At 60.8% G+C, this 17,843-nt stretch carries 16 protein-coding genes and 1 pseudogene; 14 read left to right on the top strand and 3 right to left on the bottom strand.

What is annotated here, in order from left to right; genetic code table 11:
• The first annotated feature begins 1 nt into the window (after position 1).
• From AC3WLX_RS33950 to AC3WLX_RS33940, 3 genes are read left to right on the top strand one after another with little or no spacing between them, the layout of a single operon-like run.
• Entirely contained in the window at positions 2-487 is a 486-nt protein-coding gene (locus tag AC3WLX_RS33950; RefSeq protein ID WP_024342278.1) for a DUF7665 family protein, read from the top strand.
• Positions 441-962 carry a Mov34/MPN/PAD-1 family protein gene (locus AC3WLX_RS33945; RefSeq protein ID WP_063828482.1) on the top strand — a complete coding sequence of 174 codons (522 nt, stop codon included), beginning with the start codon at positions 441-443 and terminating at the stop codon, positions 960-962. The genes AC3WLX_RS33950 and AC3WLX_RS33945 overlap by 47 nt, the downstream gene beginning before the upstream one ends.
• On the top strand, positions 913-2,325 hold the full coding sequence (locus tag AC3WLX_RS33940) for a hypothetical protein (RefSeq protein WP_454652771.1): 1,413 nt from the start codon (positions 913-915) through the stop codon (positions 2,323-2,325). The genes AC3WLX_RS33945 and AC3WLX_RS33940 overlap by 50 nt, the downstream gene beginning before the upstream one ends.
• 176 nt (positions 2,326-2,501) lie before the next feature.
• Here AC3WLX_RS33940 and AC3WLX_RS33935 read toward each other — a convergent pair whose 3' ends face one another.
• Positions 2,502-4,490, bottom strand: a complete 1,989-nt coding sequence (locus AC3WLX_RS33935; RefSeq protein WP_024342281.1) for a ParB/RepB/Spo0J family partition protein — start codon at positions 4,488-4,490, stop codon at positions 2,502-2,504.
• 686 nt (positions 4,491-5,176) lie between these two features.
• Between AC3WLX_RS33935 and AC3WLX_RS33930 the strand changes: the two genes are divergently transcribed.
• From AC3WLX_RS33930 to AC3WLX_RS33880, 11 genes and pseudogenes are all read left to right on the top strand, one after another.
• The gene (locus AC3WLX_RS33930; protein ID WP_155248717.1) at positions 5,177-5,635 is read left to right on the top strand and encodes a hypothetical protein; all 459 of its coding nucleotides are present in this window, start codon (positions 5,177-5,179) and stop codon (positions 5,633-5,635) included.
• An 80-nt stretch (positions 5,636-5,715) separates the two neighbouring features.
• A complete protein-coding gene (locus AC3WLX_RS33925; protein ID WP_028139096.1) occupies positions 5,716-7,383 on the top strand; it encodes a hypothetical protein in 1,668 nt (555 codons plus the stop codon).
• 122 nt (positions 7,384-7,505) lie between these two features.
• The gene (locus AC3WLX_RS33920) at positions 7,506-8,402 is read left to right on the top strand and encodes a P-loop NTPase family protein (RefSeq protein ID WP_155253857.1); all 897 of its coding nucleotides are present in this window, start codon (positions 7,506-7,508) and stop codon (positions 8,400-8,402) included.
• On the top strand, positions 8,389-8,991 hold the full coding sequence (locus AC3WLX_RS33915; protein WP_049820482.1) for a hypothetical protein: 603 nt from the start codon (positions 8,389-8,391) through the stop codon (positions 8,989-8,991). Before AC3WLX_RS33920 ends, AC3WLX_RS33915 begins: the two co-directional genes overlap by 14 nt.
• A gap of 3 nt (positions 8,992-8,994) precedes the next feature.
• Positions 8,995-10,755, top strand: a complete 1,761-nt coding sequence (locus AC3WLX_RS33910; protein WP_028139094.1) for a type IV secretion system DNA-binding domain-containing protein — start codon at positions 8,995-8,997, stop codon at positions 10,753-10,755.
• A 162-nt stretch (positions 10,756-10,917) separates the two neighbouring features.
• Positions 10,918-12,321, top strand: coding sequence for a MobF family relaxase (gene mobF / locus AC3WLX_RS33905; protein ID WP_196232454.1), 1,404 nt, complete (start codon positions 10,918-10,920; stop codon positions 12,319-12,321).
• Positions 12,281-13,681, top strand: coding sequence for an AAA family ATPase (locus AC3WLX_RS33900; RefSeq protein WP_245269639.1), 1,401 nt, complete (start codon positions 12,281-12,283; stop codon positions 13,679-13,681). The genes mobF and AC3WLX_RS33900 overlap by 41 nt, the downstream gene beginning before the upstream one ends.
• A gap of 58 nt (positions 13,682-13,739) precedes the next feature.
• A complete protein-coding gene (locus AC3WLX_RS33895; protein ID WP_245265939.1) occupies positions 13,740-13,883 on the top strand; it encodes a hypothetical protein in 144 nt (47 codons plus the stop codon).
• The gene (locus tag AC3WLX_RS33890) at positions 13,880-14,341 is read left to right on the top strand and encodes a hypothetical protein (protein WP_024342288.1); all 462 of its coding nucleotides are present in this window, start codon (positions 13,880-13,882) and stop codon (positions 14,339-14,341) included. Before AC3WLX_RS33895 ends, AC3WLX_RS33890 begins: the two co-directional genes overlap by 4 nt.
• Before the next feature lie 53 nt (positions 14,342-14,394).
• Positions 14,395-15,153, top strand: coding sequence for a recombinase family protein (locus AC3WLX_RS33885; RefSeq protein WP_063830811.1), 759 nt, complete (start codon positions 14,395-14,397; stop codon positions 15,151-15,153).
• A pseudogene (locus AC3WLX_RS33880) lies at positions 15,120-15,473 on the top strand (recombinase zinc beta ribbon domain-containing protein); the annotation flags it as partial. The gene AC3WLX_RS33885 and the pseudogene AC3WLX_RS33880, both read left to right, overlap by 34 nt.
• A gap of 768 nt (positions 15,474-16,241) precedes the next feature.
• Here AC3WLX_RS33880 and AC3WLX_RS33875 read toward each other — a convergent pair.
• Both AC3WLX_RS33875 and AC3WLX_RS33870 read right to left on the bottom strand, forming a co-directional pair.
• Positions 16,242-17,315 (bottom strand): relaxase/mobilization nuclease domain-containing protein, encoded by a 1,074-nt coding sequence (locus AC3WLX_RS33875; protein ID WP_024342289.1) that lies wholly within the window; start codon positions 17,313-17,315, stop codon positions 16,242-16,244.
• On the bottom strand, positions 17,312-17,830 hold the full coding sequence (locus AC3WLX_RS33870) for a MobC family plasmid mobilization relaxosome protein (protein WP_024342290.1): 519 nt from the start codon (positions 17,828-17,830) through the stop codon (positions 17,312-17,314). The genes AC3WLX_RS33875 and AC3WLX_RS33870 overlap by 4 nt, the downstream gene beginning before the upstream one ends.
• Between the last annotated feature and the right edge of the window lie 13 nt (positions 17,831-17,843).

The following is a 17,843-nucleotide window of genomic DNA, read 5'->3' as shown; positions in this document are numbered from 1 at the left end:
GATGACGGTGGTCGTGCCTCCCGACCAGTTGCTCCTCGCGGCGGATCTCGCCGCCCCGGAATTCCGGCGCGGCGAGATCGAGGGCAAGTGGCGTCACATCGAAAACGCCGGGCCGCACGCGACCATCGCGGTCGCCGCGGCGAAGCGCCCGCACGCACCCGATGAATTCGGATTCCGGTTCGAGTGCAGCGGCTACCGCCACACGCCGGCAACGGCGCAGCCGTGGGACCTCGCCACGCGGCGGGCCCTGTCCGCGCCGCACTGGCCGACGGGCCGCTCCCTCATTCCGTCCGTGTTCAGGCCGGATTGGAAAGGCGGCCAATGTCTTTATTTGCCGTGCGACCGCATGTCGATTGAGGGGCACGGCGACTGGATTCACAAGCACCCGAACCGGCTGTGGCAGCCGCAGCGGGGCATCCTCTGCTACCTGGAGCAGCTTTATGATCTCCTCAATCAAGACGATTATTCGGGCATTCGCGGCGCCTGAGCACCGCTTGAACTGCCCGACAGCGCTATGGGCGCGCACTATGGCCGAGCTGCACCGGCGCACACAGCAGCGGCATGAATCCGGCGCGTTCCTGCTCGGGCATGACCATGATGGCCGCCGCGCGGCCGTCGACGTCGTCTACTATGACGATCTCGACCCGGCCGCGTACGCGAGCGGAGTGTGCATTCTCCACGCCGGCGCTTTCGCCAAGCTTTGGGCGATGTGCCGCGCGCGCAAGCTCGCCGTCGTCGCCGATATTCATACGCATCCCGGCGCGGCCTTTCAGAGCGAGGCCGACCGCACCAACCCGATGGTCGCGCAGCCCGGCCATATTGCCATCATCGTGCCCAGCTTCGCCGCGTCGCCGGTCCGCTACGAGGATCTTGGCATCTACGAATACCAGGGCGAGCACCGTTGGGCCGAGCGTGGTCACCGCCGCTGCCGCGGATTCGTTTACACCGGATTTTGGAGTTGATCCCATGACCGCTCTTATCGATCACACGCGCCTGCACCGCACGGCCAAATACTTCATGGACAGCGGCCGCGCGGCGACGCACGACGACGCGATGAGTATCCTGCGCGGCTTCGGCACTTTGATCCGCGTCGGTCCGGAAGCTGCCGTCTCGATCCCGCACCAAATCGCGCTTCTCACTTTGGTCAACCTTGCGCGCCGGACCTTGCTCGGTGGCGTCGAGGTGCTCGGCGTGCCCGATGCGCCTCTGCTCGTTCCGCTTGCGCGCGCGCGCAGCCTCGCAGACACCGTGGTGGAACTGGGCGGCACGCTCTCCACGACCGGCAATCCGCTTTGGCCGGTGGCGCAGATCGGCACGGTGCCGCCGCCGACGGACGCCTCGAGCTGGCAGCTCACCTGGCAGGGATGGCGGGGCGGTGTCGTGCCACGGCATGACGCCCGCCGCCTGTCCGATGATGCGGCGAATCCGCTCGCCGCCGCCATGGCCGCCGCCGCCGCTGCCGCCGAGCTGTTCGCCTGGCACGCGTCCGACCACCCGATGTCCGGACGGCGCGCCGCGGGGTTCTCGCTATGGAATCCGGGCGCCGATTGGCTTGCACCGGACGCAAGCGAGCCCGAGCTGTCCTACCTGCCCGCTTCGCTGTGGCTGATTGGCCTTGGCAATCTCGGACAGGCCTTCTCATGGCTGCTGGCTTGCTTGCCTTATGCGGACCGCAGCAAAGTCGAACTCACGCTTCAGGACTACGATCTGATTGCGGCCTCGAACGACAGCACCTCTTTGCTGTCATCCTTGCCTTTGGTCGGAACGAAGAAAACACGCGTCGTTGCGAGCTGGCTGGAGGCAGCGGGGTTCAAGACCGCGCTTGAAGAGCGCCGCTTCGGACCTTGGACGTTGCGCGGTCCGCACGATCCGGCCGTTGCCTTCTGCGGGGTCGACAACGCGCCGACGCGCGCCGATCTCGGCACCGCGAAATTCGAACTTGTGGTGGAAGCCGGGTTGGGCGCCGGTCCCGTCGGCTTTCGGAACTTCTCGCTGCACACCTTTCCGTCGTCGCGGAGGCCCGACCAAATTTGGCGCCGCGAAGCTGCTGGAAGCGCCTTTGATGTCTCCGCGATGCCCGCGTACAGCGCGCTGCGAAAGTCCGGGCTCGATACTTGCGGTCTGGCCCAGCTCGCGTCGCGCACAGTCGGCGTGCCGTTCGTCGGCTTGATCGCCGCCGCCCTCGCCGTCTCGGAACCCTTGCGCCGACTCCATGGCGGCAGCGGGGTGGAGATTGCCTCGGGGTCGGCCCTCAGTCTCTGTGATGTTGAATGTGTCCGCCTCCCGTTTTCGCCCTACGCATTCGGCCACTTGCCGGCGTTGTAGCCGACCCTGGTCCCTTCAAAGAGACCGCGAAGCCCTCGTTATCCCTTGCTCTCGAAATGCTTCCGGTCGGGATATGGCAATCGTGATGAAGGCCGCGCGCCGACAGGCGCGCGGCCGAAAATTCGACAACTGCCGACGAGAAGGCCGGGACCGCAACACGGTCCCGGCCTTGCCGATCACTCGGCCGCGTTGGCGTAGGCGTTCGCAGGCCCATCCGTGGCAGCACCCGCCGCTGATTGCGTCGCGCCCAGCTGCGCGGCTTGCGGCGTCCGCATCAGTGCAGGCAGCCAACCCGTTGTAGCCAGCAACTGCTCGGCGGCCTCCGCCATGTCCGGCTTCTTCATGTCGGCCATGCGGTCCGCTGCCTCAGCGCTCACGGCTTCTCGCACCGCGTCAAGGATACGCGCCTTGGTGACACGTCCGAGATAGGTTCGCACGGTCGGTCGCCAATAGCCGCTCATATCGAGAGCAACGGCCTTGGCCAGTCTATCCGCGGTTGCCAGTGCACGCGGGCGAAGATCGCGCGGCAACTTGACCGCGTTGATGGTCAGGGCTGCGCAATGCGCAAAGATCGCCATGCGGCTGTCGTGGTCGAGGGCAACGACGAAGGGCCAGAGATCGGCAACATCACACGGCAGCTGCGCCGCCCAGCGCGCGTGCCGATCCGACCAAGACCGGCCCGCTTCGGTATCGGCTATTCCGTCCGCGTGAGAGCCGAGGAACAAGCTGCCCGGACGAATATCGAGGACATTGGCCTCGGCCCCCCGATAGAACGTCTGCGCCACCAGCGCATGGGTGACGGCGACAAGCGCGACATCGGGTTGGTCCGACAACGCCAGACGAAGGCCAAGGGTTCGGTGGGCGGTGAGATCGGCAACCAGACTGTCCGAAAGGCCGGCATCGGACTCCATATCGTCGTCGCGGTCGGCCGCATCCACATCATGACCTTGCACGTCACTCTCGGCCGACGCCTTCTGCCGGCGATTATCGTCCTCCGGACGAATAAAGCCGCGCTCGACGCGAATTTCACCATCATGGTTGAGAACCACGAACGCGCCGCCGCAGGCGATGTCATCGGCATCGTACGCGCGGTGCAGGGCTTCAAGGCGGTCCATCTCGGCTTCGAGCTCGCCGAACCGGATATCAGCATCCTCGGGAAGCTCCTCAAAATTCTCATACTGCTTAGTGAGGAGATCGAATTCGGCCTGCGCGGCTTCGTAGGCAGCTTGATCTTCCGCCGAAAGCGCGACCTCTCGCGGATAGACGCGCCGGAGGCCGTGACCGTGCGGAAAATCGAGGTTCGCCTCCGCCCATTTCCAGCCCTCGTCCTTCTGCAAGGTCGTCGCCAACAGTTGCAGCTTGTCCAGGGCGAGCCGGTCCAACAGCGCTGCATCCTTCAAATAGCCGCCGCGATCCTCAGTAAAGAGATCACGCAGGATAGTGCCACCCGCCTCGGTGTAGGCCTCACGACCGACGAAGACCGCTCGTCGGTCGGTAGCAGCGACGTTGGTTTCCGTCAGCATCCGGCGGATCGTGACGGGATCGCGGCTATAAGTCAGCCGACTATAAATCTCTTCCTGCCGCTCATGATCGTCGATGAGGGCGAACGCCACCAACTGCTCGAACCCCATTTCGCCATTGCGGTAGGCCTCTATCAGCCGGGGCGACACCGCGCTCAGTCGCAGCCGTTGGCGCACCACGTGAGGCGTCACGCCAAATCGCGCTGCGATCTCTTCCGCGCCAAAGCCGCGTTCGTCCGCTAACTTCTTGAAAGCCTCGAACTGGTCCGCGGGGTGCATGCTCTCGCGTGTGATATTTTCATCGAGGCTAATCTCGTGCGGATCGTTCGCGGTGTCGACGATGCAACGTATCGGCTCGGTCTTGTTGATTTCCTTGCGCTTGACTCGTAAGAGCTGAGCGAGCCTGCGGCCTTCGCCAATGGTCACGAAATAGAAACCAGTAGCCGCCCCCTCGCTGTCCAATTCCGGTTCGACGACAAGATTTTGCAGGATGCCTTTCGCGGCGATGCTGGCGGCATAGGCTTCGATGGACGCTTCACTGTGCGGCGTCTTGCGCGCATTTTTCGGGGACTTCTTCAGCTTGTTGAGCGGAATCAGGACCTCCGCGCCGCTCGCGAGAGCCGTTTGAATCTTCTTGGCAGACATCGGCGATCTCCTTTTGAGGGTTGGGGTGCAAGCGCTCCACGGCGCTGCAACCCTGCCCGTCGGCGAGACCGGGGTAGCGAGAGCAAGGGCGGCCGGGGCGGAGGGGGATCACCCGGCCTGCACAAGCGGATGTCGGACCTGGAGTCCGTCGAAGAGTGGGCCGCGCGGAAGGTCGGGGAGACCGCCTCGGCCGGTCCCGGCGCCGCCGGGGCTTCACCCTTGCCCGCGCGAGGGCGGAGCCCTTAGCTCCCAAAAACAGATAGGGCGTCTGCGCCGCAGCGAAGGCCCGTTGGCAGTCGTGAGGCCGGTCAAAGAGAGGGGCAGCATCGCGCCGCCTGCGGCGGGACCCGGGACCGAGTGTCCCCGGCGAACGGCTCGATACTCTCCGCGAAATCTTCCTGGTTTTGTTACCCCGCAACAGTGACGCAGACTTCTGCCTGGGTTTTGGCATTTTGGCATTTTGACATGTCGGCTCAAGGATGAGCGTGCCGAGATTTCGCGCGGCGCGCTTTGACCCGGTCTGATACTGCGAATTCGTTCGCACCATCGTTGATGTTGAGCTTGAGGCGATGCTCGCGCGATATTTGCGCTCGCTGTCGTAAATCGCATCAACGACGAGACCATCGATTGACATCGGGTCGATTGCCATTACCTCTGGAGCAGGCAGTCATATAACGAGCGACATCATGCGCCGCGAGCTACAACATCTGGTCAAGAACTGGTCGTTTGATATTCCGTTTGAACGATCGGTACGCGCGCACTATCTGACGCTACAGCGGCTGGCAACTTCAGGATTGACATGGGCAACGATCGCCAACGCGCTGACCCAGGCAGGCGCACGACATAAGAGCGGCCAACCGATCTCCGCGCGGCAGATGAACTCGGTATTTCTGCGCGTAAGAAACGCTCAACTGAAGAATTCTGCCAACGCGGCGTCTCTCGGCTTCGCGCCTCATGTGCGGGCGCGCGAGGAAGAGATCGGACGGCTACCGCGCCCGACGCAAGCGAAATCCGATGACAAGGGTGCGGCGATATCTCCTGGAGCCGTGGCGATGCCGGCGCCGCGCCTATTGACCGGACTGACACAACGATTGACTGAGGCTCGCAGACTGAGCGAGGCGACCCGTACAGAATATGACGACTAAGCTCGGTCGATCGAGAACCGCAGAGCCAGCCAATCGAAACGATACTGTCGCCTGGCGCCGACACTTGAGTACGAAGACCCATGACTGACTTTGAAATTCTTCTCCTCATCAACGCGAGCGAAAGGGCGACAGAGGCCGTGTCCGCCTTTGCGGACGCATTCAGAGCGGAGCTGACGGAAAATGGCTACCGTCCTCGTAATGAGATCGATGAGGTCGTAGCGAGCTTGGGACCGCTGATCGCATTCTATCTGGCGAACGCAATTGCCTGGGGCGCGGATCGCTCGGGTCACGTCAGACATAAGCGATCCCCCGATGACGATGCGCATCCGCCTTCTCAAGTCGATGGGAGAGTGGTTACTGAGCTGCAATTCCTGTCAGACTTCATGTCCAAGCTGCCGGATAAGTCTCGGGTTAAGGGACGAACAAGCATATCGCTATATGCGATCCGCGAACTCCAGAAAGGCGCGGTGCTTGGATCCGGGGTGGCGTCGCACGCGCGACAAATTGACATCGCTAAACAAACGGCCGCGGCCGAAACTCCTCTCGGCTTGGGCGGCTCCAATATGGGGCCAGCGAGCGAAGGAACGGTATTCGGCTTTGTCGACCCCGGAATGATCACCGACGACAATTCCAGTAACGCGCGTCTTGTCGATCGTCTCACGGCCCGCGCGGGCATGGTTGGTGAGACGTCGCTTCTTCGGATCGATCCCGTGACGTGGGAGCTCAGCCCGGCAGCTGTGGACATATTGGCTAATGCCAATCGGGCTCGCCGTGGGAAGCACGTCTGCTTGCGAGACGTTAAGCGCCGTCTTGACGACGATGGACGGCGGAACCTCGCTTTTTGCGCTAGCCAGGCGACGCAGTTGCTTAAAATTGCACTTCACATGACGGAGCCGGGCGACGTCAATCATTCCAACAAGACTATCGAGCAGTGGCTGCACGCACCACCACTGAACCGCTTCATCGTTGGAATATTCGAGCTTTTGACGCCTACTCTCGGCGTCCCGTTCGAGCAGATCAGGTTCGCTCGAAACATTCCACGATCCAAGGATGAAGTGTCGGAACGAGGAAATTTTGACCAGCTGACGAAGTCGGCATGGGACTTGGCAAGCGTCGGCTATGATTGCGCCAAGTCGATTATCATGGCGATCCCGGAGTTGCACGGCACCGATCTCGATATCGGTGCGGGGCTTATGGAAATCTCTGAAGGGGAGCAAAGAAAGGGCCGCAAAGATCGAAAAACGACCGGCCGTACAGAAACCACCGAAGAAATTCAATCCAGATTGGTGACCGGACGGGATATCCTGATCGCAAAAATCTGGGCTCTGCGGCATGACATGCTGACCCTGCGAGGGTATGCGGTTTTTATGGATTGGTATAGCGCCGCTCTGATGGAACCGCTGCCTCCGCATCTGTGGAACGAATTTCTGCGCCAGATTTTCAATGAGATCCAGGATTGGTATCGCGAACTGGAAGCGCGGTACAGGGAAGGCATTCTTTACAAACGTGACATCAAACGCCATGCCGGCGGCATGCCACTTGACGTTCCGACGCTGGCGCCACTGGTGCAACGTCACACGCTTGAGATGATGGAATATCCACTCAATCGCGGCCATGGCGCGACCATGAATGAAGAAGTCATCCTCTCCTTGTTGGAATCGCTAAGCGCGAATCATCCAGACATCCGAGATATCTGGGAACACGTGACAAAACGGGTCAAACCAATTCCGGCGATCAGGTCAGCATAATATTTTGATTGGTGTTCGATTTTTTCAGTTGTGCTGACCTTATCTCGGGATGTTGGCCGGTAAGGCCTTCAGCAACTGTCGTTTGCTCCTGATGCGCCATTTCGGCGTATCAGGAGCAAGCAATGACGAGTAAACCCCCGTCCACCCCTCAGCTCGAATCTCGTGCGGAAAAGAAGGTCATTACCGCACATAAGGAAGCGCTGAAGGGTACGGCCGCAACCATAATCTACACGATGGGGCCGAAGGGCGGCGTCGGCAAAAGCCTGACCGGGCGCCTGATCGTCGACGTCATCGCTGCCCAGCGGGATGTTCGTATCGCCCAGATCGACCGGGCTCCGACCCTGCCGCAGCTCTATCCAGACAAGACGATCACGATCGAGGCGCCCGGCGCCGAAGAGATGCGAAGCGATCTTCTCGCCTCAATGCGCGTGTTCGAGCCGCTCGAGGAAATGGTTCAATCGATTGCCAAGTCTGAGACCATCGGTGTGATCGATGTCGGCGCCGGACAGAACCAGCGCGCTTTCCTCAATTTCGTGGCCCGCGCCAGGTTCGACCGATTTCTTGTCGATCAGGGTATCCGTCCGATCGTGCTGGTCTTGATGACGGCAGATCCCAGCGCAATTTCGCAGAGCGCTAACCTGATGGAAGAGCTTCAGCTTGTGCATCCGGACGCCGAGATCGTGCCGGTTTTCAACTTGCGCGACGGAGGATTCAAATTCTTGGCGGGTACGCCAGCTCACAAGATTTACAACGACAAGATCGTGCCGCTGTTGAAAGACCGCCGCCGCGTCACGCTACCCGCAATTGCCGCGGGCGCCTGGCCGCTGTTCGAGTCCGCTGGGATGACTTTTACCGAAGCGGTCATGGCGGATGAAGCGACACTGATTGCTAAATTGGGTATGTCCCGGCTGATGGTCACCGCGCTGCAGGGCTACGTCAGCGAATTTGTCTCTGTCGTGTGGCCGCGCCTCGGCGCCATTGCTGGCTTCTCTGTGGGGGCGTTCGATGCCGGTCGCTAATGGAATGTTTCCGAGCGAACTCGTCAGTCGCCTGAATGAAAACATCGGGCGCGGCAGAGCCGCGCGCGATGTTCTCGGTCAAAAACTTGCGGAAATGCCACCGCGCGACATTGCCAAGCTTCCGCGTGCGGTGCTGACCCGCATTGGTCCTGCCGGAATCGCGACTATGGCTCGGGTAGCGGCGGGAACCGACGACGCGTTGCCGGCAGCAATACCAGCCCCGATTCGGATCCAATCGCAGGATCGGCCGGCCGACGGGCCGCCACCGCTCTGGCTTGTCTGCTGTGCTGCTTCGTTGATTGTCATCGCGGTCACGATCTTCGCAGGAATATTGGATCGGCCATTGCGATGGGCAATTGCAAGCTCAGGATACCTGAGCGCCGACGACGTCGGTCTCTGCAACCGGCTCGATCGCTGGACCGAAGATTGCAATTTCCCGGTGACAGCTCAAGGCCTCAGCCCCGACGATATCGCGGTGCATCTCGGACGCGCCCAAAGTTCGTTCAGCATTTCCCCCACGACTTTGCACACCGACGGGTCCCTGCCCATCGGTACCATCGTTGACGTCCACCGCAATCGCGAAAGGTAGACTATGTCGGAACCTACTCATCCACTCACGCCGGTGGCGTCCCGTTCCGGTGCCGTTCTGGCAGGACTTTCATTTGCTCTGCTCGCGGCCGCAACGGCTTTCCTCATCCTGTTCGCCATTGTGCCCGCATTCTATTGGTCTACTCGCGATCAAGTTGAGTTGCCGTTCGACCTGGCGGCCATGCTGCGGTTGATCGTGATGTCCCACCATGCCGCCGCTCCTGTCCTGGTCTTGAGCGGCGAGGCAAGCGAGAGGTTGCGCGAACTGGCCACCTACGTCGCCGGTTGCTTGAATTACCCAATTGCATTTGGAAAGGCATTTTGGCGATTGCTGACCAGCATCGACATGGCGATCCAGCTCCCGCTTCGCGCGATCGGTACGGTTTTGGCGGGATGGGTCGTAGCCGTTCCAATTTATCGGCAGGTGCTTTCGCGAACCCCGAAACTGAGAAGTGCGCGTTGGATCGACGGGCCGCAGACGCTGTGGTTCGGCGCAGCGGTCGGCGCAGCGCGAAGCCGTCTGGCAGCATTGATTGCCCAGTTTCCGGATGGGGTCGAACTCGCGCCCGGTCTGCGGCTTCCCAGGCTGGCCGAACAGGAGTCGGCCTTTGCCGTCGGTCTACCGGGATCAGGAAAGACAGTGGTTGTTGAGGGTGTCGCGCGCCAAGCCATCATGCGCGGCGATCATGTTCTTCTTCTCGACGTGAAAGGCGCCCTTCACAAACGGATTACGGCTTTTGTCGACCGGAGACAAAGCGCCGCAATTGGTATTGGACGGGCTTCGTCCGTTTGGGCGATCGGCCGAGACGTCCGCTCGCCCGAAGCTGCCAGCCGCGTCGCCGCGATCATGATACCGGAATCTCGCGATCCGGTTTGGTCGGCGGCGTCCCGTTTGGTTCTGAAGGGGCTGCTCTCGAAACTGATTAGAGAGCATCGACGAAATTGGGGGTGGCGAGAGCTGCAAACCGCTATCTCGAAGCCCGTCGAAGAGATCGCCAACGATCTGCGACCGACAATGCGACAGGTCGCAGAAATGTTGCGCGGCAAGGGTGACGACCCCACCACCATGAGCCTTTCGGTGGTCTTCAATATGATCGCTCATGTCGCCGAAATCGTCGATACCTGCGCGTCCATGGAGGCAGACGGACGTCCGCGTATCTCGCTCCTGGATTGGGCGCGGAAGCGATCACGCCAGCGCATCATCGTGTTGCGGCATGACTTGTCCAACAGGGACAACTCCGAGCTGCTGTTGAGCCTGATGTTCCGGGTGCTAGCGAGCGAGCTCCTTGCTCCTGACATGGCCGACGATGTCGACCATGGCGTCTGGATCATCGCGGACGAACTTCCTCGCTTTCGGAGAGCGATGAAGGACATCATGGAGCTTGCATCCTTGGGGAGATCTCGCGGGATCCGCGTAGTCGCAACTGCACAGAGTCTCGCACAGATCGAGGAGGCCTCAACAAAGGCTGCGGCAGAAGCTCTGACGGAAAACTTCGCGACCATCGTCGTTTGCAAAGCAAGGTCTGGCAAAAGCGCAACCGAACTCTCCGAAACCTTGATGGGTATCACTACCGTCGGGATTGACCCGCCCGGCGAAGGTGACACCGAGTTGCACGACGTGCCAGCCTTGTCCGCCCACGAGATGTCTACCTGTCTGGGGCTGACGGTCGACTGGAGAGGGCGGAAGTCGATCCGCGCGTCGATCGTCGGGTTCGACAACGTCTACGTTGTTGAATGGCCGCTCGATACCTGGCAACGACTTTAGGTCCTCTTCATTGGACCATCGAGTGATATCGAAATGGCCGCCACCTCAGTGGCGGCCATTTATTTTTTTCAATCCGGGGACTCCTGAGCTTATCTCGGGGAGATGCCCGGTAGACCCCTCTCTCGGGCGCGCATGCTCGCTTGCATCATGCAGGTGAGCGAGATGGTCGCAACGGTAGCTGCCGGAACATCAGCCGAATACTACATCGCTTCGTCCGACTACTATATCGGCGGCAGCGAGCCCGCAGGTCGATGGGTAGCAGTCGGCGTCGAAATTGGCGTTGTCGTAGGGGCGATCGTCGAACGCGACCCGTTCGAACGGCTGCATGCGGCGCTTGATTTGACGGGCCGCCCGATGCTCTCAAGCCGGAGCGGGAAGAAACACGTCGGCGGATATGACATCACGTTTTCGGCGCCAAAGACGTGCTCGATTCTGTGGGCGCTTGCCGATCCGGAACTGCGGGCAAAAATCGAGGAGGCGCAGGCCAACGCTTTCGAAGTCGCCCTCAAGGCGATCGAGGCCAACGCTGCGTTCTGCCGGTTTGGCAAGGACGGTGTTCGTCGTCAGAAGGTCAAGCTGTCTGTCGCCGTGTTTCAGCACGGAGCCGCGCGTCCCGCACGGCATCGCGACGGCAAAACCTTCTCGGACTGTGCGCTTCATAGTCACGCGGTTACCTTCAACATCGCCCGCAAATACGACGAAAGTTCGGACCGTCGCGTCGACGATGAAGCGAATCAAACCGAGCAGAAGCGCCATGGAGCTCTGGATGGTAAAGCCATCTTCGCCTGGAAAATGGCAGCGGGAGCAGTCTACCACGCCCAGCTCTCCAAAAATTTTCAGAATCTTGGCTTCGCCGTCGGAGACATCGGCAAGAATGGAATCTGGGAAGTCGTCGGAATTGTTCCCCAGCTAAAATCCTATTTCTCGGCTCGTCGCGGTGAGATCGAGGAAGCACTCGACGCAGCCGGGACAGACAGCGCAAGTGCCCCCGCACTGGCCGCCGCAATTACCAAAGCGACCCGTGAGGCTAAACAGGAGCAACACCACGACCGCTTCGCATTCTGGCAGCAATGTGCCCGCGATATCGGCTTTGATCGCAACGCCGTCATTGACTCTTGCTTTGCCGCGGGTCGCGAGCAGTGTGCATCGCTTGAGAATTCCGATCGTGAGCGATTGCTCCAAGGGCGTCTCGCGGCTCTGCCGGATCGGCTTACTGAGCATGACAGCACCTTCGAACGCCGGCATCTCTACGCCGCAGTAGCCACCGCCCTTGTCGGAACCGGCGAGGGCGCGGAACGCGTCGAAACGGAGGTTAATCGCCTGGTCGCGACGAAGGCGGTTGTTACCCTCGATCGCGACGTGTGGGGGCATCAGGTCTTTACCACGCCGGAAATGCTGCGCATCGAGTCTGAAAATCGGCGAGATGGCAGCTCGGCTTTCCAAGAAATCGCCAATCGCGCCGCCCCCTACGATCGTCGCGAAGTTGATCCAGAAGTATGGGCTCAACGAGGAGCAGGCTGTTGCCGTGCGCGCGGCGACCAGCGGTGCCAGGATCACGATTCTTGAGGGCACCCCGGGCGCGGGAAAAACCACGGCTTTGGCAGCCATCACCGACGCCTGGACCGACGCCGAAGTCGGGTACCGCGTGATCGGCGCCTCCACGGCATGGAAGATTTCTCACGCTCTTCGCGATGAATTGGCGATCGATGCACGTGCAACAGACTCTTGGCTCGTGGGTGCCGAACATGGCGTTCCGTTTCTGGATAAGAACACCGTACTGATCGTCGACGAAGCCGGCCTGCTCTCCAGCCGGCAGATGCACAGCATTCTCTCGGCAGTAGAGGCCGCCGATGCCAAGGGTCTCAATCCGCATCTCGTCCTGGTTGGCGATCGCAACCAGCTACAGAGCGTCGGGGCCGGCCCTGGCTTGGCGCTCGCCGCAAATTTTTCATCGGTACAGTCAGTCACCAAGATTGTTCGACAACGTGAGCAATGGGCGCGAGATGCCGTCACTGCCTTCGGGAGGGGGGACGCCGACGAAGCGCTGGAGGCCTTTGAGCGCCGAGGCCTCCTCCACGAGGCGCTTGGTCCCAAGGCCACGGTGCGCGCGATGGTCGACGCCTGGGAAGCTCATGAGAAAGCCGCGCCTGGCCGCTCTCTTCTCATAGCCAAAACGAACGCCGAGGTACGGGCGATTTCGGCAGAGATTCGCGCCCGGCTCCGCCAGCAGAACATAATTCGCGGCGAGGACGTGACACTGAAAGCCGTTACGTCGTCGAATTCAACGGTATCACTGCCACTGACAGCCGGCGACCGAATTCGCTTCCTCACCCGCATTAAAGTCCGCGACCTTGAGACGATCAATGGCACCGAAGCAACCGTCGAGGCAATTGACGCTGCCAACGATGGACGCGTCGACATTGCAGTTCGCACTGATGCAGGCCGCTTCACATTCTCCACAGATGAGATTGCCGACGGCGAGGGTCGCGTCAAGCTCACACACGCTTACGCGACGACGATCTATGGCGCACAAGGCTGCACCACAGACCGTGCAATCGCATGGTTGTCGCCCGACATGGATCGTCATTCGATTCTGGTTGCGTCGAGTCGGGCGCGCAACGCAACCGACCTTTTTTGCGATCGCAAATCGCTGGATGCCCGTATTAGGGCAGAGTTGCCTCTTTCGGAGCGGGGCAAAGCGAACGAAATCGGCGCGGTGGCGCGGCGAACCTACCTGGCAAGCCGACTTGCTCGCTGCGGCTTCAAGCGCTCGTCGCCGGACATCCTGGTAGACGCACAGACGCGTGGCGGCGAGCAGCAGCGCCGGGAGACGCATCGTTCGCCATCCGAATTGGCAACAACCGAGGTGGCCGGCGATCGCGATTGCAAACATCGCAAGAAGCGTGAGCTCGACCATGAGCTCTAGCTGTCCTCCGTCAAAGCCCCGGCCCTCCGATCCGGAATTCTGGACCGTGGAGAACGAGTTGCCCGATCCGATTCCGGTCTCGAAGGCCGAGTTGGACGTGGTCGAGCGATATTTCAGCGACCTGCTCGACGCCGTCTTCGAACCCCAACCCCGAACGATGCCGGCGGTAGCCACGGCATATCAAAAAGGAGACAAACGATGACCATCCGCCCGTTCTACGAACCCCGCATGCTGGAAATGCGGTTGGAGGAATACGCAAACATCGCCATCGACGGCGGGCTCTGGCTCGTTGGGGAGGTGCTGGCGCAGCGTCCCTCGATGAGCGATGATTTCGTCCCCGATCCCCGCTACCTCTACAAGCCCCGGGATCTGGACGCGGCGATCATCGAGCTTCGCGCGAGCAACGAGGACCTGCGTCACCGGATCTTCATCGCGGGATTCCTGAGGCTGCCGGACAACGGCGCGCAGGCGACGTTCCGGCGCTTGCTCGTGAAGCACGCCGAGATGCTGCATGAGGCGCTCCGCTTCGAATGGACGCGCCGGTGTGACAAGACGATCGGAGGCCGCAAACCATCAGGCAAGCTCGTCAGGGTCGACCTGTACGAGAAATTGAGGGCTACAACCGCAGGCAAAGAGTTGGCGATCGAGGTCAAGAAATAGTTGTTGCAGATGCTTGTAGAGCTGCGAGACTCAGGAGCGAAAGGCTTGATGACATGAGTAAGCACGCGCGTAAATCGAACAGCGCAGTCGACGCCAATTCGTCCCGAGTGGCCTTCTACTTGCGCGTCTCGACGGATCGACAGGCGAAACACGATCTCTCGATTCCAGATCAGCGCGCCCAATTGCGCGCATGGTGTGAGGCTAGAGGTCATCAAGTTGTCGGGGAGTTTATCGAAGCCGGCGCATCGGCTACCGACGACAAACGCCCAGTTTTCCAACAGATGATCGAACGCGCCTGCGACGGTGAGCATGCATTCGACCTGATCGTCGTGCACAGCTATAGCCGCTTCTTCCGCGACGCCTTCGGACAGGAATTCTACCTGAGGAAGCTGGCGAAGCATGATGTAAAGCTAGTTTCGATTACCCAACCGCTCGGCGACGACGACGATCCCGTGCAGGCCATGATGCGTAAAGTCATCGCGCTATTCGACGAGTATCAGTCCAAGGAAAATGCCAAACATGTCATCAGGAACATGAAGGCAAATGCTCAACATGGCTTCTGGAATGGCTCGCCAGTGCCGTTAGGCTATGTTCTGGTCGAGGTAGAGAAGCGCGGCACGAAGATCAAGAAGACGCTCGCAATCGATCCGGTCGATGCAGAAACGGTCCAGCTTATCTTCAAGCTCTACCTCTACGCGATGGCTCCTCGGGGGCACTCGGCGTCAAGGAAGTCGTCAAATGGCTCAATAGCCACGGGTACCGCACCAGGAAGGGTAAGACGTTTGGCACCGGCACGATCTACAAGATCCTGACGAATACCACCTACGTTGGCGAGTGGAAGTTCAACCAGATGTCTTCACGGACCGGCAAACGCAAGCCGGACGACGAGGTCATCACGACCGCTGTTCCCGCGATCATCGAGCCCCACGTCTTCGAACAGGTCCGCCGACAACTTCATGCGCGGAGCCCGAAGGTGGTGGCACCGCGCGTGACGACTGGTCCGATCTTGCTCACGGGGTTGGCCGTCTGCGCGACTTGTGAAGGAGCCATGACGTTACGGACCGGAACCTCGAAGACCGGACGCGTCCATCGGTACTATTCCTGTTCGACCTGTAACCGAAAAGGAAAGACGGCTTGCAAAGGTCGGTCGGTCCGAATGGAAAAGTTGGACGAATTGGTCACCACGCAACTGGCTGAACGATTGTTCCAGCCAGAGCGACTGGCAGCGATCCTTTCGTCGTTATCGGCGCGTCGCGCAGAAAAGGCGGACGCCGTGAATGCGCGTATCGCGGCGCTCCAGCGCGAACTCAGCGATGCCGACGAAAAACTTGGGCGCCTTTACAAGCTCATCGAAGAGGGGGTCACGGAGATCGACGATGTCCTCAAGGACCGCTTGAATGTTCTGAAGGCGGATCGTGATCGCTCAAAGGCTGCACTAGAGCGGGCCAAGTCACACTCATTAAACGTAATTCAAATTGATCCCGCGTTGCTTGAGAAGTTCGGCCGCACCATGCGGGAAAACTTCACCTCCGGGTCCATCCCATTCCGGAAAGCCTACCTACAGTCGCTCATCAGCGTAATTGAAGTCGACGACACCGCGATCCGGATCAAGGGCAGCAGGGATGTGCTCGAAAAGGCGGTTTTGGCCAGCCGAAATGGGGCCATTCCGGGTTCGCAGATGAGTACTGGGTGGCGCTCCCTAGGGGAATCGAACCCCTGTTTCAGCCTTGAGAGGGTTATGTCAATCCGATTGATGATCATCGTGCGAGCATTCCGCGATGGAGATTTACGGACATGGTTTCGCCTGCCTAACTTTAGCGCCCTGGAACAGCAACTGGGATATAGTTCCGGGCGCCTCGATCCTCCGGGAGATTCGGGCCTGATGAACCTCCGGGTCAGCTTATCTGGCCCGCTCATCACCTCGTGTTTCGTCGCGCCCATCGGCATCGACGCCCTGATCCGCGTCGCGGCGCCGGCTATTGGCAAGCTCCGCAAGCTCATTCTTCAACGCATGCCGGCGCGTCTCGACAGCGGGCATGTCTTTGACGAATTGCCGAACTTGGCGAGCCAACTCGCGATCTACTGGCGCTTCAGAGCGCTGTAGTTCGGCGGCATAATCGAGATATCGACGCCGGATCACGTCCTGACGGGACTTAATTTGTTCGTCCCAGGGGTTTTTGGCGGTCCTGCCACCCCTCACCTCCGAAAGCACCTTGTCACGGGCGAGCCGATCGACATTGGGCGTGACCTTTCGCTTGCGCATCGCGAGGACCGCCCCGCGATCGGCCTTTCTCACCTGTCCGCGGGTTCGCCGCGGCGTCGCCTCCGCCGCGATCCCGCGAAGCTGGAGTTCGCCAGCAAACCGCTCCCGCCAGGCCTGAAGATCCGCCTTGCGGGGGTTGAGGCGCCTGCCGTCATGGCCGAACGACCGAACGGTCAAGTGCACATGGGGATGCTTGTCGTCGAGATGCTGGACAAAGACGTAGTCGTGATTGTCCCCGAACGTCTCGATGGCGAATGCCCGCGCTGAATCCTTAACGGCGACCGTATCGGTTCCGGCCGGCATTGACAGAATAATGTTGATCGAAAGCGATCCGTCACGGCGGCGCTTGTCGTCGAGGCCGGCATCATCCTCCCAGCGTTGCTGCAGGTCCTTCAATCCGGAACGACCCGCCAGTGTCGCGCCCTGCTCTGTTTCCGCATCGAGCTCACCGTTTCGCGTGATGTATGCAAGGTGCGACTTGAGATGCGCTACGCTCTTTGTGCGACCGGTGATCTTGACCATCACCTCTGGTGCTCGGCGCACGATGCGTTCGAGCTTTGCACGCATCGCCGGCGTCAGGAGGCCCGGAGCGCCCGGATCTGGGATATCCCACTCGGCCCGCCGCGGGCGCCGATTGGGCGTTTCCCAGACATACGAGATCGGCGGAAGTTCGGAGGTCAGGTCGGTCGGCCGCGGCGAGCGCCGGCTCATGACTGTCCATTCCAATAGTCGGCATTGCCGTGCAGCGCGCTACGCAATTGCGCCAGCTCTCTTTCGATGACCAATGTGGCCTCTTGAATTGCGGACAGATCGGGCTCAACCGCCCTGCCCTGCAGCACGCTGGTGTTTGCGGCGCGTGCGATCTGGTTGATGTTGCCGCCAATCCGGTTGAGTTCGCGAACGATCGCGCGAAGCGCGGCATGCTCGTCCGGGGAATGCTGAACGGGCGACGCCAACCGCGAGCGCACCAGCGCGACGATCCAGCCGGTTCGGGTCATGCCACGCTGATGTGACACTTCAGCAAGCTGCCGCATCTCGCTCTCACGAAATCGCACGGTCACCTTCTCCCGTCGCCCGACGGGCAACGCCAAGATGCGCGGCGCTGGTGCGGCTAGTGCATCAGCGATCAGACGTCGCAGCAGCGCGGATTTGCCACCCTGTGTCGCTGCAAGAACTGAGAACTCCGCCGCGACTTGGTCGGAGACGCGAAGCGAGATCAGAGCCATGCACGCCAATCCC

This window comes from Bradyrhizobium sp. FW305-F6 (assembly GCF_058782905.1).
The sequence above is the reverse complement of the archived record's forward strand: the minus strand, read 5'-3'. Positions and strand labels throughout refer to the sequence as shown.

What these genes read in the sequence shown, in the direction of transcription:
- AC3WLX_RS33910 (WP_028139094.1), top strand. Translation starts at nt 8,995, where the DNA reads ATGTCGGAACCTACTCATCCACTCACGCCGGTGGCGTCCCGTTCCGGT.
- AC3WLX_RS33885 (WP_063830811.1), top strand. Translation starts at nt 14,395, where the DNA reads ATGAGTAAGCACGCGCGTAAATCGAACAGCGCAGTCGACGCCAATTCG.
- AC3WLX_RS33925 (WP_028139096.1), top strand. Translation starts at nt 5,716, where the DNA reads ATGACTGACTTTGAAATTCTTCTCCTCATCAACGCGAGCGAAAGGGCG.
- mobF (WP_196232454.1), top strand. Translation starts at nt 10,918, where the DNA reads ATGGTCGCAACGGTAGCTGCCGGAACATCAGCCGAATACTACATCGCT.
- AC3WLX_RS33935 (WP_024342281.1), bottom strand. Translation starts at nt 4,490, where the DNA reads ATGTCTGCCAAGAAGATTCAAACGGCTCTCGCGAGCGGCGCGGAGGTC.
- AC3WLX_RS33920 (WP_155253857.1), top strand. Translation starts at nt 7,506, where the DNA reads ATGACGAGTAAACCCCCGTCCACCCCTCAGCTCGAATCTCGTGCGGAA.
- AC3WLX_RS33870 (WP_024342290.1), bottom strand. Translation starts at nt 17,830, where the DNA reads ATGGCTCTGATCTCGCTTCGCGTCTCCGACCAAGTCGCGGCGGAGTTC.
- AC3WLX_RS33950 (WP_024342278.1), top strand. Translation starts at nt 2, where the DNA reads ATGACGGTGGTCGTGCCTCCCGACCAGTTGCTCCTCGCGGCGGATCTC.
- AC3WLX_RS33915 (WP_049820482.1), top strand. Translation starts at nt 8,389, where the DNA reads ATGCCGGTCGCTAATGGAATGTTTCCGAGCGAACTCGTCAGTCGCCTG.
- AC3WLX_RS33945 (WP_063828482.1), top strand. Translation starts at nt 441, where the DNA reads ATGATCTCCTCAATCAAGACGATTATTCGGGCATTCGCGGCGCCTGAG.
- AC3WLX_RS33890 (WP_024342288.1), top strand. Translation starts at nt 13,880, where the DNA reads ATGACCATCCGCCCGTTCTACGAACCCCGCATGCTGGAAATGCGGTTG.
- AC3WLX_RS33875 (WP_024342289.1), bottom strand. Translation starts at nt 17,315, where the DNA reads ATGAGCCGGCGCTCGCCGCGGCCGACCGACCTGACCTCCGAACTTCCG.
- AC3WLX_RS33930 (WP_155248717.1), top strand. Translation starts at nt 5,177, where the DNA reads ATGCGCCGCGAGCTACAACATCTGGTCAAGAACTGGTCGTTTGATATT.